This is a genomic window from Microcystis sp. LE19-8.1F (genome assembly GCF_027531715.1).
Lineage (GTDB): Bacteria > Cyanobacteriota > Cyanobacteriia > Cyanobacteriales > Microcystaceae > Microcystis > Microcystis wesenbergii_A.
The window spans coordinates 1-1,079 of sequence record NZ_JAPZSO010000219.1 but is presented as its reverse complement, the minus strand read 5'-3'; the positions used below and the strand labels follow the sequence as shown (position 1 = coordinate 1,079).

The 1,079-nt window shown below is 42.9% G+C and carries 1 pseudogene; it reads left to right on the top strand.

Annotated elements, in window-relative coordinates:
• Positions 1-27: 27 nt before the first annotated feature.
• A pseudogene (locus tag O9334_RS20365) lies at positions 28-736 on the top strand (IS701 family transposase); the annotation flags it as partial.
• Between the last annotated feature and the right edge of the window lie 343 nt (positions 737-1,079).

The following is a 1,079-nucleotide window of genomic DNA, read 5'->3' as shown; positions in this document are numbered from 1 at the left end:
TAAGCACTTAACGTTGAGAAATCGGCGATGAAAGAGACAACCCCTAGCGATGCCCCCCTGCTTTGACCGATGGTGTCGGCGGTTTGACAATTGCTTCAAAAACGAAGCGCAAAAAAACGGCTTCAGACAATATTTAGGAGGATTATTAGGGGAAAGTGAGAGGAAAAACCTGACTCAAATGGCCAATAATGCCGTCGGAGTAGTTGATAACCGATTACATCACTTTTTGACCGAATCTCCCTGGTCAGACCGTCAGGTGAATGAATGTCGGTTGCAAGTGATGAACCAATGCCGCCAGACGCAAATACTCCGAGGATTTTCCCTGATTGTCGATGACTCAGGACATCGAAAAAGTGGCAATCTGACCGCCGGAGTTGGCAGGCAGTACTCGGGAGAAATTGGCAAGACAGACAACGGAATAGTCGCCGTCACTACTCATCTCTACGACGGCAAAAAAAGTGTACCCCTAGACATTGAAATTTATCAACCGGCTAGTTCCTTAGCCGAGGGGAAAGAAGACAAAGAATTTAAGAAGAAACCAGAGATAGCGATAGATTTAATTGACCGGAGCCTAAAAAGAGGCTATCGACCAAAAATCGGGTTAATAGATGCCGGTTATGGCCATAACACGAGTTTTCTAAAAGCCCTAGAAGAAAGAAAGCTAAAATACTTAGGAGGAGTAGCCAAAAATCGAAAAGTAATTATTGAAAAAGAAGGGGGTGGAGAAGAAAAAATCGGCGAGAGGGAGCATCCCACTTTTGCAATAAGCAATTGTACTTAGATACGAAATACTTATATGGCAAGCCTTTTCGGGAGTTCATAGATTTTCAACGGTTCTCTAAATTGTGTGATTGGAACCAGAATCGTTACTACAAAAGCCTTCTTCCCCTTCTGAGCATTTATACTCATTACATAATTGGGATGCTCCCAAAAAATCCGAGTGCATCCCACTTTTGCCATGAGCATAAATACTTAAATCTGGTTTTCTGAGATGGAGCTACACTATGAGTAGATCACCTACATAGTAAGAGACTTATGGATACTGACAAAAAAGCCCAAATTCAAGCTCACGCTCAAGC